Origin of the sequence: Paucibacter sediminis (assembly GCF_030254645.1) — a bacterium.
GTDB lineage: Bacteria > Pseudomonadota > Gammaproteobacteria > Burkholderiales > Burkholderiaceae_C > Paucibacter_B > Paucibacter_B sediminis.
The window spans coordinates 1,200,444-1,214,223 of record NZ_CP116346.1 but is presented as its reverse complement, the minus strand read 5'-3'; the positions used below and the strand labels follow the sequence as shown (position 1 = coordinate 1,214,223).

The window sequence follows — 13,780 nt, the reverse complement described above, 5'->3', positions numbered from 1 at the left end:
CATGCCCCCGCGTTTTTTTGTTGAGACCCCGCTTGCCGCCGGCGAGCTGAGCCTGCCGCCCAGCGCGGCCCGCCATGTGCAGGTGCTGCGCCTGCAGCCCGGCAGCCCCGTGACCCTGTTCGATGGCAGCGGCGGCGAGTGGCAGGCCGAGGTGCTGGCGATGGGCCGCAGCGAGGTGCGCGTGCACCTGCAGGCGCGCCAGCTGGTGCAGCGCGAGCTCGCGCAAGACCTGACCCTGGCGGTGGTGATGCCCGCCAACGACCGCATGGACGGCCTGATCGAGAAGGCCACCGAGCTGGGCGCCGCGGCGCTGCAGCCGCTCATGAGCGAGCGTTCGGTGCTGCGCCTGGCCGGCGAGCGCGCCGACAAGAAGGTGGCGCATTGGCAGGGCGTGGCGGTGGCGGCCAGCGAGCAGAGCGGCCGCACGCGCGTGCCGCGTATCGCGCCGGTGCAGCCGCTGGCGGCCTGGCTGGCCGGCCTGGGCGAGCCCGCGCCAGCGCAGCGGCGCTGGCTGCTGAGCCCGGGCGCCGCCAGGCCCCTGCACGAGCTGGTGAACCAGCAGGCCGCCGCAGCCGAGACGCTGGTGCTGAGCGGCCCCGAGGGCGGCCTGAGCCCGGCCGAGGAGGAGGCGGCGCGTGCGCGCGGCTTCGTGGCCGCCAAGCTGGGCCCGCGCATCCTGCGCGCCGATACCGCACCGCTGGCGGTGCTCTCCTGGCTGGCGCTGCAGTCGGCCTGAGCGCCGGCAGTTCAGTCGTTAGGTTCCGCGTTCGCGACCTCTGACCTGGGCGCGCGCGCCGAGCCCGCCACCAGATCGAAGCGGAACAGGCGGCACTCGATCGGGCCGTTCCACATCGGGAAGCGGCGCGACTCCTTCAGCCGCATCTTGGTGGGCAGCTTCATGTCGGGGCTCAGCATCCAGGCGGTCCAGCCGGCGCTCGCCTGCGTGTAGCCGCGCTTCCAGTGCGAGGCCAGGCGGGGGAAGAAGTCGTCGGTGGCGTCGCGCTGCTCCGAGCCGCTGTGCTCGCGCACCGCGGCCGCCTTGCCGCGCACCTCGATGCGCTCGCCATAGGGCGGATTCATCATCAGCGTGCCGGGCATGCCCTCGGGCAGCTGCGGCGCGGGGCGCTCCAGCGCGTCGCCGCCGTTGAACTGGATGTACTGGGCCACGCCGGCGCGCTCGGCGTTGCGGCGCGCGAAGTCCACCATGCGGAAGGCCACGTCGCTGGCGTAGATGGGCACGGCGGGCGCATGCACGCGTGCCTGTGCGGCGCGCTTGAGCTCGGCCCAGCGGTTCTGCAGGGGCTGGAAGGGCAGCTGCGCCTCGAAGGCAAAGCGCCGCATGATGCCGGGCGCCGCGCCGCTGGCGATCAGCGCCGCCTCGATCGGAATGGTGCCCGAGCCGCAGCAGGGGTCGTGCAGGGCGCCGCCGGTGTCGGGCGTGCCCTTCCAGCCGGCCGCGGCCAGCATCGCGGCGGCCAGCGTTTCCTTCAGCGGGGCATCGCCCTTGTCGACGCGCCAGCCGCGCTTGAAGAGCGGCTCGCCCGAGGTGTCCACGTAGAGCGCGGCGCGCTCCTCGCCGACATGCAGCACCACCGGCAGGTCGGGGGCATAGGTGTCGACGCTGGGGCGCTCGCCGGTGGCGTCGCGCAAGGTGTCGCAGATCGCGTCCTTCACCCGCAGGGTGGCGAAGTTGAGGCTCTTGAGCGGCGAGCGGTGGGCGGTGGTGTCGACCTTGATGGTGTGGCGCGGCGTGATCCAGCGCTCCCAGTCGACCTGGCGCGCCAGCGCATAGAGATCGTCCTCGTGGCGGTAGCCGCCCTCGATCAGCTCCACCAGCACGCGTTGCGCCAGCCGGCTCTCGAGATTGATGATCAGCACGCCCTCAGCTTCAGCGCGCACCGCGCAGCCGCCGCGCAGGGCCTCGATCTTGCCCTTGGGCAGCACGGCGCGCAGCTCCTGCTCCAGCAGGGCTTCGACACCGCCGGGGCAGGAGACAAACAGATTCAGGAGTTCGGCGCGGGACATGGCGGCAGGGGGCGGGAGAAAACGCCTATTGTCCCAGCTTGTGCGCCAGCGCCTCGAATTCCGCCAGCGGCAGCGGCCGGGCGAAGAAATAGCCCTGGAAGGCATGGCAGCCCTGGCCGCGCAGGGCCAGCATCTGGGCCTCGGTTTCCACGCCCTCGGCAATCACCGCCAGGCCCAGGCTGTCGCCCAGCTGTATCACCGCGCGCGCAATCGCCTGGGCATTCGGCTCGGTGAGCAGATCGCGCACAAAGCTCTGGTCGATCTTGAGCTGGTCCAGCGGCAGGCGCTTCAGATAGGCCAGCGAGGAATAGCCGGTGCCGAAGTCGTCCAGCGAAAAGCGCAGGCCCAGGCGGCGCAGCTCGCCCATCAGCGCGATCACCGCCTCCACGTCTTCCACCAGGGCGCTCTCGGTGAGCTCGAGCTTGAGCTTGTCGGTGGGCGCGCCGCTGCGCGCCAGCAACTGCTGCATGAAGCCCAGCAAACCCTTCTGCCGGAATTGGTGTGCGCTCAGGTTCACCGCCAGGCTGAGCCCGGCCAGCGCCGGCACCTGGGCCCAGGCGCTGAGCTGGGCGCAGCTTTGCTGCAACACCCATTCGCCCAGCTGGCCGATCACGCCGCAATGCTCGGCCAGCGGGATGAACTGGGCCGGCGAGATCCAGCCGCGCTGCGGATGCTGCCAGCGCAGCAGGGCTTCGGCGCCCAGCAGGCGGCCGTCGGCATCGACCTGGGCCTGGTAGTGCAGCTCGAACTGCTGGTAGTTCACTGCCTGGCGCAGATCTGCCTCCAGCAGGGCCAGCTCGGCCATCGCTGCCTGGGTCACCGGGTCGAAGAAGCAGAGCCGGTTGCGCCCCGCGGCCTTGGCCTGGTAGAGCGCGTGATCGGCGTGCTTGAGCAGCTCCTCGGCGCTGGACTCGGCCTCGCCCCACATCACGATGCCGATGCTGGGCGTGCTGTGGTGCGCGCTGTCGTCCAGGTGGTAGGGCTGGCCCAGCACGCGCAGCAGCTTCTCGCCGGCGGCCTCGGCATGCAGGGCGGCGCGGTGCGCGTCCTGGCCCAGATCCTGCAGCAGCACCACGAACTCGTCGCCGCCCCAGCGCGCCACCGTGTCCTCGGCGCGCAGCGAGGCCTGCAGGCGCTTGGCCACGGCCTGCAGCATGCGGTCGCCCATGCCGTGGCCCAGGGTGTCGTTGAGCGACTTGAAGTTGTCCAGGTCGATGAACAGCACCGCGCCCTGACGCGCGCCGCGCCGGCTCGCCGCCAGGGCCTGGTGCAGGCGGTCCAGCAGCAGGCGGCGGTTCGGCAGGCCGGTGAGCGGGTCGTAGAAGGCGAGCTGCTCGATCGCGGCCTCGGCGCGCTTGCGCTCGGTGATGTCGCGCGTCAGGCCGATGAACAGCGGCTCGCCGTCGCGCTCGATGTGCGAGACCGCCAGGCTCATGGGGAAGCTATGGCCGTCCTTGCGCAGGCCGTTGACATCGCGGCCCAGCCCGATCACGTGCGGCGCGCCGCCTTCCAGATAACGCTTGATATGTGCGTCGTGCAGGCTGCGTTCGGGTTCGGCCATGAGCCGGTTGACGTTGCCGCCCAGCAGCTCGCGCGCCTGGTAGCCGAACATGCGACAGGCCGCCGGGTTGATCGAGGCGATCACGCCATGGCGGTCGATGGTGATGACGCCATCGACCATGTTGTCGAGGATGGCCTGGGTCTGCTCGGCCTGGGCCTTCAGCGCCTGCGCGGCCTGCTGGCGCAGCCGGGCCAGCAGGCCGCGGCGGCGTTGCCAGAGCCACAGGGTCAGCGCGGCACCGAGCGTGAGCGCGCTGCCGAGCTGCAGCAGGGCCTGCTGCTGGCGCCGCAAGGGCGCTTCGACGCTCTCCATGGTGCGGCCCACCGCCACCAGCAGTTGCTTGTCGGCGCGCAGGCCGCTGGGGCGCACCGTGTGTGTGGCCACCAGGCGCTCATCGCGGCTGAGCAGGGTATGGCTTTGCTGCAGGCTGGCATCGCGCCCGGTGGCCAGATGCCGCTCCAGCAGTGAACCGGGCTGAGCCAACAGGCTGCGTTGCATCCATGCCGGGTTCTCGGGGGCGAGGGTAAAGAGCATGCCGTCCTGGTGCGCCAATGCCACCCAGGTCTGCGCCGAGGGTTGGACGGTTTGCAGCACCAGGCCGAAGTAGTGCGGATCCAGCAGGGCGATGACCAGACCGACCGGCCGATCGCCCTGACCGAAGAGCAGGCGCGCCAGACTGATGCACTGCGCGGCCAGCGGGTCCTGCAGCGGCGGCGACACATAGAGCAGACCCGGCTGGGGATGCGCGCCTAGCGCCTGCACGGCCCGGTGCTGGCGCAGGTCCAGCTTCAGCAGGTCGACGTGCGAGCTGGCCATGATCCGGCCCTGGGCATCCAGCAGCAGCAGCGCGCGCACGCCCGGCATGGCCTGGGCCAGGGTGCGCATCAGGGGCTCGCCGTCCTGCTGCAGCTGGGCCGGCCGCCAGCCGGGCGCTTGCGAGGCCACGGTCTGCAGCGCGGCATGGGTGGCAATCAGCTGCTGCGCGACGATGCCGTCCAGGGTGCGCACCAGGCCCTCGAGCTTCTCGCCCTCGTGGCGGCGCAGCGCCTCGCGTTCATTGGCCAGCCAGCCCAGCGCGAGGGCCCAGGCCAGCGCCAGCACCAGCGCCAGCAAGGCCCAGGCGCGCCAGCGCCTCCAGGCATGGACGGCGGGCAGGTCGAGGTGGGACGGGGCGGACATCGAGGGATGCCACGGTACCCAGTCCATGGGCTTCAAAGCTTGATGTTTCTCAATCTGAGGCCGGCTACATGGCCTTGCGCAGATTGGCCGGCGCGATCTTCAGTGCTTCGCGGTATTTCGCCACGGTGCGGCGCGCCACCTGGATGCCCTGCTCCTCCAGCATGCTGGAAAGCTGGCTGTCCGAGAGCGGCTTGGCGGCATCCTCGGCGGCCACGAACTGCTTGATGAGGGCGCGCACCGCGGTGCTGGAGGCATTGCCGCCCGCCTCGGTGTTGAGCCCCGAGCCGAAGAAGTACTTGAGCTCGAAGGTGCCCCAGGGCGTGGCCATGTATTTGGCGGTGGTGACGCGCGAGATGGTGGACTCGTGCAGGCCCAGCTCGTCGGCGATCTCGCGCAGCACCAGCGGCTTCATCGCCAGCTCGCCATGCGAGAAGAAGCCCTTCTGGCGCTCCACGATGGCCTCGGAGACGCGCAGGATGGTGTCGAAGCGCTGCTGGATGTTCTTGATGAACCAGCGCGCCTCCTGCAGCTGCGTGCCCAGCGGCGAATTGCTGACGCCGCCGCGCGTCTGACGCAGCGCATGGGCGTAGAGCTCGTTGATGCGCAGCTTGGGCATCACGTCGGGGTTGAGCGTGACGCGGAAGCCGCGGCCGGACTTGCGCACGATCACGTCCGGCACCACCGCCGCCGCCTCGCTGCGCGCGAACTGGCGGCCCGGCTTGGGCTCCAGCTCGGTGATCATGCCCTGGGCCTCGCGCAGCAAGGCCTCGTCGGCGCCGGTGAGCGACATCAGGCGCTTCAGGTCGCGCTTGGCCAGCAGCTCGAGGTATTGCTTGCAGATCAGGATCGCCACCACCTGGGCCTGGCTGCGCGGCTTGGCGCGCAACTGCAGCAGTAGGCATTCGGACAGGTTGCGCGCGCCCACGCCCACCGGCTCCAGGCTCTGCAACCACTTGAGCGCGCATTTGAGCGTGTCCAGCAGATCCTCGCGCGCCTCGGCATCGGCATCGCCCGAGAGCGCCTCGGTGAGCTCTTCCAGGCTGTCTTCCAGATAGCCGTCCTCGTTGAGCGACTCGATCAGCACCATCAGCGCGGCGCGGTCGGTCTGGCTCAGCTGCATGCCGGCGAGCTGGGCGTTCAGATGCTCCTGCAGCGAGATGCCGGGGCCCTGCTGTTCGGGGCGCTCGCCATCGTCGTCGCCGCTGCCGCTGCCCGTGCCGGGTGTTTCACGGATGCCGTCGAAGTCGTCGCGCTCGGTGCCGTTCTCCCAGTCGTCGCGCTCGGTGGTGCCGAAGTCGTCGCCCTTGATCTCGGCCACCGACTCGCCCTCGCCGCTGCTCTCCGCGCTGACTTCGGCCGCCGAGTCCTCGCGCTGCAGCGGCGCCGCCGCATCCAGGCGCACCGGCGCGGCCTCGCCAAACTCCTCGTCGGTTTCCAGCAGCGGGTTGCTGGTGAGCATCTGCTCCACTTCCTGGTTCAGCTCCAGGGTGGAGAGCTGCAGCAGACGGATGGACTGCTGCAGCTGCGGCGTCAGCGACAGATGCTGGGAGAGGCGTACCTGCAGCGACGGTTTCATCGCTTACATGCGGAAGTTTTCGCCGAGATAGACCTTGCGCACGTCCGGGTTCTCGACGATCTCTTGCGGGGTGCCCTCGGCCAGCACGGCGCCCTCGCTGATGATGTAGGCGCGGTCGCAGATGCCCAGGGTCTCGCGCACATTGTGGTCGGTGATCAGGACCCCGATGCCGCGCGCCTTCAGGAAGCTGATGATGCGCTGGATCTCCAGCACCGCGATCGGGTCCACGCCGGCGAAGGGCTCGTCCAGCAGGATGAAGCGCGGCTGGGTGGCCAGGGCGCGCGCGATCTCGACGCGGCGCCGTTCGCCGCCCGAGAGCGAGGGCGCCGGGCTGTCGCGCAGCTTCTCGATGCTCAGCTCGTGCAGCAGGGTCTCCAGCGCGGCATCGATGCGGGCGCGGGGCCAGGCCTTGCCATGGTCGTCGAGCTGCAATTCCAGCACCGCGCGGATGTTTTCTTCCACCGTGAGCTTGCGGAAGATCGAGGCCTCCTGCGGCAGATAGCTCAGGCCCAGGCGCGCACGCTGGTGGATGGGCAGGCGCTGCACCGGCTGGCCGTCGATGCGGATCTCGCCAGCATCGGCGCGCACCAGGCCCACGATCATGTAGAAGCTGGTGGTCTTGCCGGCGCCATTGGGGCCCAGCAGGCCCACCACCTCGCCGCTGTGCACGTCCACATGCACGTTCTTGACGACGCGGCGCACGCCATAGGTCTTTTGCAGGCCTTCCGCCTCCAGCCGGCTGGGCGCGATGCCGGTCTCCAGCGCCGGGGTGTGCTGCGTCATGAAGGCTTGCGCGGGCTGGTCTGCAGGGTCGGGCTGGTTTGCAGCGGCAACGGGGCGGAGGCGGCAGGCGCCGCGCTGCCCTCGGCGGCGCTGGCGGCCCTGGGCATCAGCACCACGCGCACGCGGCCGCTGGGATGCGGCGAGGCCAGGCCGCCGTCGACGCTGAAGACCTCGCTGCGGTTGTCGTAGACGATCAGCGCACCGGTGATCTCGTCGGCCACCGCGTCGCCGCGCACGCGGCGCACCACCGCGTTGCCGACGAAGCGCACGGTGTCGGAGCGGCTGTCGTACTCGAGCTGGTCGGCCGTGCCCTCGATGGCCTCGCCGGCCACGTCGCGCGCCTGGCGGAACTGCACCGGCTTGCCGGTCTCGCCGCTGGCGTAGGCCTGGTGGTAGCCGTCCGAGGTTTCACGCACATCCATGCGCTCGGCCTTCAGGAGCATGCTGCCCTTGCTGAGGATCACGTTGCCGTTGAACTCGGTGCGCTGGTTCACCACATCGAGCCGGCCGCCGCGCTCCGAGCTGATGTTGACGGGCTTGTTGCGGTCCGCCTTCTCGGCCCGTGCCAGCCCCGAGGCCAGCAGGGCTGCAAGGCACGCGCAGCACAGGAGGCTGCGGGCGGAGGTCGAGCTGGGCGTGGGGGTGGGCATAGGCGGCATAGAACTTGCAGACCATTCTAGCCCGGCATTGCGGCCGGGCTTGCCACCCGGATCAGGGCTTGCGGATGCGCTGGATCAGGAAGTCGCTGACCGCCAGCGCGCGGCGGCCGCCTTCGGTCTCGGGCAGGCGTTCACCGCCGGCGGCGATGCTGGGCGAGGTCAGGAAACGGCCGCCGATGCCGATTGAGGGCACGCCATCGATGCGGTAGGCCTCGCTGAGCTTCTCGGCCTGCTGGCACTTGGTGTTGACGCCGAAGGAGTTGTAGGCGTCCTGGTACTTGGCCGGGTCCACGCCCAGCTTGGAGAGGAAGTCGGCCTGGCTCTTGGCGCTGTCGAGCGCCTGGCCCTGCTGGTGGATGGCCGCGAACACGGCGCCGCGCACCTGCGCTTCCTTGCCCATCGCCTCCAGCGCATAGAACATGCGCTGGTGGAGCTTCACATTGGCGCGGAAGGCCACATGCACCTTGCGGAAGCTCACATCGGCCGGCAGCTGCTGGGCCCAGGCCTCGATGGCGGGCTCGAAGGCATAGCAATGCGGGCAGCCATACCAGAAGAACTCGACGATCTCGATCTTGCCCGGGGTGGTGGGCAGGGCCTGCGAGAGCTTCTGGTAATGCTTGCCCTCGATCGGACCGCCCTGCGCGAGCGCCAGGCCGGGCAGGCCGGCGGCGCCGATGACGCTGAGGCCGAGTTGGGCGGAAAAATCACGACGCTTCATGCTGAATTTCCTCTGTAGGTGACGCTGAGCAGCGGGCCATTCTGACCCTGCTTGCTTAGGCGAGTCTTTAACGCTGAACCCGTACCAGATTGGCCTCGAAGCCGGCTGCCTCGATCTTGCGCTGCACGCCCTCGGCCTCGTCGCGGGCGTCCATCGGGCCCACCCGCACCCGGTAGACGGGGCGTCCGGACTGTTCCTTCTCGAACACCTTGGCGCTGAAGCCCTGGATCGCCAGCTTGGCGCGTTGCGCCTCGGCGTCCTCGGTGCGGGTATAGGCGCCGGCCTGCACGAAGTAGATGTAGGGATCGGCGGCCGGGGCGCTCGCGGCGGCGGTCTTCTCGGTGCTCTTGTCGGCCGGCTTCTCGGCGGGCTTGGCCTTGGTGGCCGTACTCGCGGCGGGCGCGACGGCGCTGGCGGCCGGGGCCGGCGTGCTTGTCACGGGCGCCGTCACCACGGGCGCGGGCGCACCGCCCACCACGCCACTGGCCACCTTGGCGGCGCTCTTGCCGGCCAGCGGGGCGTTGGGGTCCCAGTTCTTGTTGCGCGCGGCTTCCTGCGCGTCCTGCTCGGCGGTGCGCTGCGGCACCTTGTCGACGAAGGGGATCGGCACCTTGGTGATGTAGAGCGCCACGCCCAGCGCCACCGCCAGGCCCAGCAGCAGGCCGACGATCAGGCCGAGGACGAAGCCACCGCGCTCACCGCTGTTCTTGTTCGCACCGCTCATGCGTTCTCCGTTGTTTCACGCGTCATCTGTTCCGGCGCGCTCACGCCCAGCACGGCCAGGGCATTGCGCAGCACCTGGCGGGTGGCGGCCAGCAGGGCCACGCGGGCGCGCGTCAGCTCCGGCGCCTGGTCCAGCACGCGCTCGGCCGCATAGTAGCTGTGATAGGCGCCGGCCAGGTCGCGCAGGTAGAAGGCCACGTCGTGCGGGGCCAGGTCTTGCGCGGCGCTGGTGAGCATGCGCGGATAGTCGGCCAGCTTGAGCATCAGCGCGGCCTCGGTGGGGGCCGCCAGCAGGCTCAGGTCGGCGCCGGCCAGCGCGGCCGCGTCGCCACCCAGCTCCACCCATTTGCGTATCACCGAGCAGATGCGCGCATGCGCGTACTGCACGTAGAACACCGGGTTCTCGTCGTTCTGCTTCAGCGCCAGGTCGACGTCGAAGGTGAATTCGGTGTCGGCCTTGCGGCTGATCAGGAAGAAGCGCACCGCGTCGCGGCTGGTCCAGTCGATCAGGTCGCGCAGCGTCACGTAGGAGCCGGCGCGCTTGGAGATCTTGACCTCCTCGCCGCCCTTCATCACCGTGACCATCTTGTGCAGCACGTAGTCCGGGAAGCCCTGGGGGATGCCCACATTGGCCGCCTGCAGGCCGCCGCGCACGCGCGCGATGGTGCCGTGGTGGTCGGTGCCCTGCACATTGATGCACTTGGTGTAGCCGCGCTGGAACTTGTCGATGTGATAGGCGACGTCCGGCACGAAGTAGGTGTAGCCGCCCTCGGACTTGCGCATCACGCGGTCCTTGTCGTCCCCATAGTCGGTGGTCTTGAGCCAGAGCGCGCCATCGAACTCGTAGGTCTTGCCATTGGCGATCAGCTTGGCGACGGTGTCTTCCACGCGGCCCGAGCTGTAGAGGCTGGATTCGAGGAAGTAGTTGTCGAAGCGCAGGCCGAAGGCTTGCAGGTCCAGATCCTGCTCATGGCGCAGATAGGCCACCGCGAACTGGCGGATGCCGTCCAGGTCGTCCACGTCGCCGGAGGCGGTGAACTGGCGGTCGTCGGCCTTGACGGTCTTCTTGGCGCGGAAGTCGTCGGCGATGTCCTGGATGTAGTCGCCGTTGTAGGCGGCATCGGGCCAGCCGGCATCGCCGGGCTTGAGCCCCTTCAGCCGGCATTGCGTGGAGTTGGCCAGCGTGGCGATCTGCACACCGGCGTCGTTGTAATAGAACTCGCGTGTGACCTGGCTGCCCTGGGTTTGAAACAGGCTGCAAATGGCGTCACCGAGTGCGGCCTGGCGCGCATGGCCCACATGCAGCGGGCCGGTGGGGTTGGCCGAGACGAACTCGACCATCACATGCTGGTCGTTGGCGCCCTGGTGGCCGAAGTCCGCCGCGGCGCTCAGCACCTCGCGCACCACCGCCTGCTTGGCGGCCGGCTTGAGGCGGATGTTGATGAAGCCGGGGCCGGCGATTTCCATCGCATCCACCCAGCGCGCAAAGGCCGCGTGGCGCTGCAGCGCCTCGATCAGGGCTTGAGCGAGCTCGCGCGGATTCTTCTTCAGCGGGCGCGCCAGCTGCATCGCGGCGGTGCAGGCGAAATCGCCATGCGCGGCCTGCTTGGGCGATTCGAAGACCGGGGCCAGGGTGGCGCCGGGGCTCAGTTCTTGGATGGCTGCACCGAGGGCGGCGAGCAGCTCCTGCTTGGCTTGGATCATGGGCGGATTCTACGGGGGGCAGCCCGCTTGCCCGGGCGCCGGGGCTGGGGCAGGATACGCCCCACTCATGAGCAGCTCCCCACCCGCATCCAGTTCGACACCCGGCAGCCCGGCGGTCGCCGCCGAGCATGACCTGCCCGGCTATATCGGCAAGTACCGCGTGCTGCGGCGTCTGGGCGAGGGTGCCACCAGCGACGTGTTCCTGGCGCTGGACGAGTTCCGCGGCGTCGAGGTGGCCATCAAGCGGGTGCGTTCCTGGGCCATGGTGAGCCGCAACGGCCCCGATGGCGCGCAGATGACCAGCCGTTTCTTCGCCGCCGAGGCGGCCCTGGCCGGCCGGCTGCAGCATCCCAATGTGGTGCAGATCCTGGATGCCGTGCCCGAGCCCGACTCGCCCTATCTGGTGATGGAGTATGTGCAGGGCGTGACGCTCAAGCATTTCTGCCGCAGCGACCGCCTGCTGCCGCTGGACCAGATCGTCGAGCTGGGCTTCAAGTGCGCGATGGCGCTGGGCTATGTGTTCCGCCAGGGCCTGATCCACCGCGACGTGAAGCCGGCCAATCTGCTGGCGGTGCTGGACGGGCAGGGCGAACTCACCGATGTGAAGGTGAGCGATTTCGGCAGCGCGCTCAACCTCAACTCCGACAGCACCCAGGTGCACCGCGTCGGCTCGCTGGCCTATATGCCGCCCGAGCAGATCGAGGGCGGCGACGTGGGCTGCCATGCCGACATCTATGCCCTGGGCGCGGTGCTCTACCACTTGGTGGCCGGGCGCCCGCCCTTCGATGCGCCGAGCCAGATGGCGCTGATGCACCAGATCTACCACCAGGCGCCGCAGACCCTGGTGGGGCTGCGCGGCGGCGTCACCCCCGAGCTGGACGCGGTGATCCTGCGGGCGCTGGCCAAGCACCCGGGCGAGCGCTACCCCGACTGGGACAGCTTTGCGCGTGCGCTGTCCGGCCTGGTGGCGAACCAGCTGGTGCCACTGGCGCGGCTCTACGAGGTGAAGGACTCGGAGCGCTTCAACCTGCTGCGCGACCTGGAGTTCTTCGCCTTCTTCGGCGACGTGGAGCTGTGGGAGGTGGTGCACCGCGCGCGCTGGCGCCGCTATCCCGAGGGCCACGCGCTCTACAAGAAGGGCCAGGAGGGCAACACCTTCCACATCATTGCCCAGGGCGAGGTGGAGGTCTACCGCGATGGCAACAAGGTGGCCACCCTGGGCATGGGCACCTCGGTGGGCGAGATGGCCTATCTGTCGCCCAACCCCGATCTGCGCCGCCACAGCACCGACATCCGCGTGACGCAGATCTGCACCACCATCTCCTTCACGCCCGAGTCGCTGGCCCTGCTGAGTCCGGAATGCCAGCACCGCTTCGACCGCGCCTTCATCCAGGTGCTGGTGCGGCGCTTGCATGCGGCGCACGAGGCCTTGGCGCATCCGCGCCGCATCATGTAAGCGCCTGGGTCAACCATGCTTGAGAGCGGCGCGTTGCTGTGTTGGAATGCTCTCGGCACCTGTGCCACCTCTGCCAATCCCTCAGGGAAGGAAACCCCATGAAAAAGCTGATCAGCCTGTTCGCGCTCTCGCTTGCCGTTGTTGCCGGTGGCGCCCATGCCGCCGACAAGGCGCCCACCGCTCAGCAGAGCAAGATGGGCAGCTGCAACAAGGACGCCGGCGACAAGAAGGGCGACGAGCGCAAGGCCTTCATGAAGGAATGCCTGTCGGCCAAGCCCGCCGCGCCGGCCGCCTCCGGCACGCCGCAGCAGATGCGCATGAAGCAGTGCAACGTCGACGCCAAGGACAAGAAGGGCGACGAGCGCAAGGCCTTCATGAAGGATTGCCTGTCCAACAAATCGTGATCTGAGTCAGGCGGCCCGCGCCCAATAGGCCGGGCTGCCGTAGTTTTGCTTGAGGAAGTCGATCCACAAGCGCACCCGCAGCGGCAGGTGCTTGCGCTGCGGGATCACCGCAAAAATGCCATTGGGCGGCGCCGCGAAGGCGTCCAGCACGGTTTGCAGCCGGCCGGCCTGGATGTCGGCTTCCACCTCCCAGGTGCTGCGCCAGGCCAGGCCCAGACCGGCCAGGCACCAGTCGTGCAAGACCTGGCCATCGCTGCAGTCGAGCCGGCCGCTGGGCCGGGCATGGCTGAGTTCACCGTCCACCATGAAGGCCCAGCCGCGCGTCTGGCTGGCGTCGGAGCTGAGCATCAGGCATTGGTGGCGGGCCAGTTCGCCGGGGTGCTCGGGCACGCCGGCCCGCTTCAGGTAGGCGGGGCTGCCCACGCAGAGGCGGCGGTTGTCGGCCAGGCGCATGCTCACCAGGCTGGAGTCCACCAGATCGCCCACGCGCACCGCGCAGTCGAAACCCTCGTTGACGATGTCGACCACGCGGTCGCTCAGGTTCAGCGACAGGCTCACGTCCGGGTGCAGGGCCAGGAACTCGGGCACCAGGGGCGCCAGGTGGCGGCGCCCGAAGCCGGCCGGGGCGGTGATGCGCAAATGCCCCGCGGCCTTGATGCCACCGGCGCTGACGCTGGCCTCGGCGTTCGCGAAGTCCACCAGCAGGCGCTGGCAATCTTCCAGAAAAGCCGTGCCCTCGTGGGTGAGGGTGAGTTTGCGGGTGGTGCGCACCAGCAGCTTGACGCCCAGGCGCGCTTCCAGCGCATCGATGCGCCGACCCATCACCGCAGGCGCCACCCCCTCGGCCTGGGCGGCCGCGGTGAGGCTGCCCTTGGTGGCCACGGAGACAAAAGACTCGATCTGCTTGAGGCGATCCATGGCCGTGGATTGTGCTACCGCCCGGGCCTGAGCAGCCTAATGAAACGAGAAAACCGTTTCATTTGTGCAAAAAA

The 13,780-nt window shown here is 69.3% G+C and carries 12 protein-coding genes; 3 read left to right on the top strand and 9 right to left on the bottom strand.

The window, feature by feature from the left end:
- Position 1 precedes the first annotated feature (1 nt).
- The gene (locus PFX98_RS05510) at positions 2-736 is read left to right on the top strand and encodes a 16S rRNA (uracil(1498)-N(3))-methyltransferase (protein ID WP_285234167.1); all 735 of its coding nucleotides are present in this window, start codon (positions 2-4) and stop codon (positions 734-736) included.
- Positions 737-747: 11 nt separating this feature from the next.
- Here PFX98_RS05510 and PFX98_RS05505 read toward each other — a convergent pair whose 3' ends face one another.
- The 8 genes from PFX98_RS05505 to argS all read right to left on the bottom strand — a co-directional run bounded on the left by PFX98_RS05505 (position 748) and on the right by argS (position 10,928).
- Positions 748-2,025: a THUMP domain-containing class I SAM-dependent RNA methyltransferase gene (locus PFX98_RS05505; RefSeq protein WP_285234166.1), complete on the bottom strand. Its 1,278-nt coding sequence runs from the start codon at positions 2,023-2,025 to the stop codon at positions 748-750.
- Positions 2,026-2,050: 25 nt separating this feature from the next.
- Entirely contained in the window at positions 2,051-4,765 is a 2,715-nt protein-coding gene (locus PFX98_RS05500; RefSeq protein WP_285234165.1) for a bifunctional diguanylate cyclase/phosphodiesterase, read from the bottom strand.
- Between the two features lie 64 nt (positions 4,766-4,829).
- On the bottom strand, positions 4,830-6,341 hold the full coding sequence (locus PFX98_RS05495) for an RNA polymerase factor sigma-54 (protein WP_285234164.1): 1,512 nt from the start codon (positions 6,339-6,341) through the stop codon (positions 4,830-4,832).
- Between the two features lie 3 nt (positions 6,342-6,344).
- Positions 6,345-7,124, bottom strand: a complete 780-nt coding sequence (lptB, locus tag PFX98_RS05490) for an LPS export ABC transporter ATP-binding protein (protein ID WP_285234163.1) — start codon at positions 7,122-7,124, stop codon at positions 6,345-6,347.
- A complete protein-coding gene (lptA, locus tag PFX98_RS05485; RefSeq protein ID WP_285234162.1) occupies positions 7,121-7,774 on the bottom strand; it encodes a lipopolysaccharide transport periplasmic protein LptA in 654 nt (217 codons plus the stop codon). Before lptA ends, lptB begins: the two co-directional genes overlap by 4 nt.
- Positions 7,775-7,835: 61 nt before the next feature.
- On the bottom strand, positions 7,836-8,501 hold the full coding sequence (locus tag PFX98_RS05480; RefSeq protein ID WP_285234161.1) for a thiol:disulfide interchange protein DsbA/DsbL: 666 nt from the start codon (positions 8,499-8,501) through the stop codon (positions 7,836-7,838).
- Between the two features lie 67 nt (positions 8,502-8,568).
- A complete protein-coding gene (locus PFX98_RS05475; protein WP_285234160.1) occupies positions 8,569-9,225 on the bottom strand; it encodes an SPOR domain-containing protein in 657 nt (218 codons plus the stop codon).
- Positions 9,222-10,928, bottom strand: coding sequence for an arginine--tRNA ligase (argS, locus tag PFX98_RS05470; protein ID WP_285234159.1), 1,707 nt, complete (start codon positions 10,926-10,928; stop codon positions 9,222-9,224). The genes PFX98_RS05475 and argS overlap by 4 nt, the downstream gene beginning before the upstream one ends.
- 67 nt (positions 10,929-10,995) lie before the next feature.
- Between argS and PFX98_RS05465 the strand changes: the two genes are divergently transcribed.
- Positions 10,996-12,384, top strand: a complete 1,389-nt coding sequence (locus tag PFX98_RS05465) for a serine/threonine-protein kinase (protein WP_285234158.1) — start codon at positions 10,996-10,998, stop codon at positions 12,382-12,384.
- Positions 12,385-12,482: 98 nt separating this feature from the next.
- The gene (locus PFX98_RS05460; protein WP_285234157.1) at positions 12,483-12,788 is read left to right on the top strand and encodes a PsiF family protein; all 306 of its coding nucleotides are present in this window, start codon (positions 12,483-12,485) and stop codon (positions 12,786-12,788) included.
- Between the two features lie 6 nt (positions 12,789-12,794).
- On the opposite strand, the gene PFX98_RS05455 is transcribed toward PFX98_RS05460, so the two are convergent.
- Positions 12,795-13,706 (bottom strand): LysR family transcriptional regulator, encoded by a 912-nt coding sequence (locus PFX98_RS05455; RefSeq protein WP_285234156.1) that lies wholly within the window; start codon positions 13,704-13,706, stop codon positions 12,795-12,797.
- Positions 13,707-13,780 lie beyond the last annotated feature (74 nt).

Excerpts from the sequence above, each read along its gene's own strand:
- PFX98_RS05510 (WP_285234167.1), top strand. The coding sequence starts at position 2 with ATGCCCCCGCGTTTTTTTGTTGAGACCCCGCTTGCCGCCGGCGAGCTG.
- lptB (WP_285234163.1), bottom strand. The coding sequence starts at position 7,124 with ATGACGCAGCACACCCCGGCGCTGGAGACCGGCATCGCGCCCAGCCGG.
- PFX98_RS05495 (WP_285234164.1), bottom strand. The coding sequence starts at position 6,341 with ATGAAACCGTCGCTGCAGGTACGCCTCTCCCAGCATCTGTCGCTGACG.
- PFX98_RS05480 (WP_285234161.1), bottom strand. The coding sequence starts at position 8,501 with ATGAAGCGTCGTGATTTTTCCGCCCAACTCGGCCTCAGCGTCATCGGC.
- PFX98_RS05475 (WP_285234160.1), bottom strand. The coding sequence starts at position 9,225 with ATGAGCGGTGCGAACAAGAACAGCGGTGAGCGCGGTGGCTTCGTCCTC.
- PFX98_RS05455 (WP_285234156.1), bottom strand. The coding sequence starts at position 13,706 with ATGGATCGCCTCAAGCAGATCGAGTCTTTTGTCTCCGTGGCCACCAAG.
- PFX98_RS05460 (WP_285234157.1), top strand. The coding sequence starts at position 12,483 with ATGAAAAAGCTGATCAGCCTGTTCGCGCTCTCGCTTGCCGTTGTTGCC.
- PFX98_RS05465 (WP_285234158.1), top strand. The coding sequence starts at position 10,996 with ATGAGCAGCTCCCCACCCGCATCCAGTTCGACACCCGGCAGCCCGGCG.
- argS (WP_285234159.1), bottom strand. The coding sequence starts at position 10,928 with ATGATCCAAGCCAAGCAGGAGCTGCTCGCCGCCCTCGGTGCAGCCATC.
- PFX98_RS05505 (WP_285234166.1), bottom strand. The coding sequence starts at position 2,025 with ATGTCCCGCGCCGAACTCCTGAATCTGTTTGTCTCCTGCCCCGGCGGT.
- lptA (WP_285234162.1), bottom strand. The coding sequence starts at position 7,774 with ATGCCCACCCCCACGCCCAGCTCGACCTCCGCCCGCAGCCTCCTGTGC.
- PFX98_RS05500 (WP_285234165.1), bottom strand. The coding sequence starts at position 4,765 with ATGTCCGCCCCGTCCCACCTCGACCTGCCCGCCGTCCATGCCTGGAGG.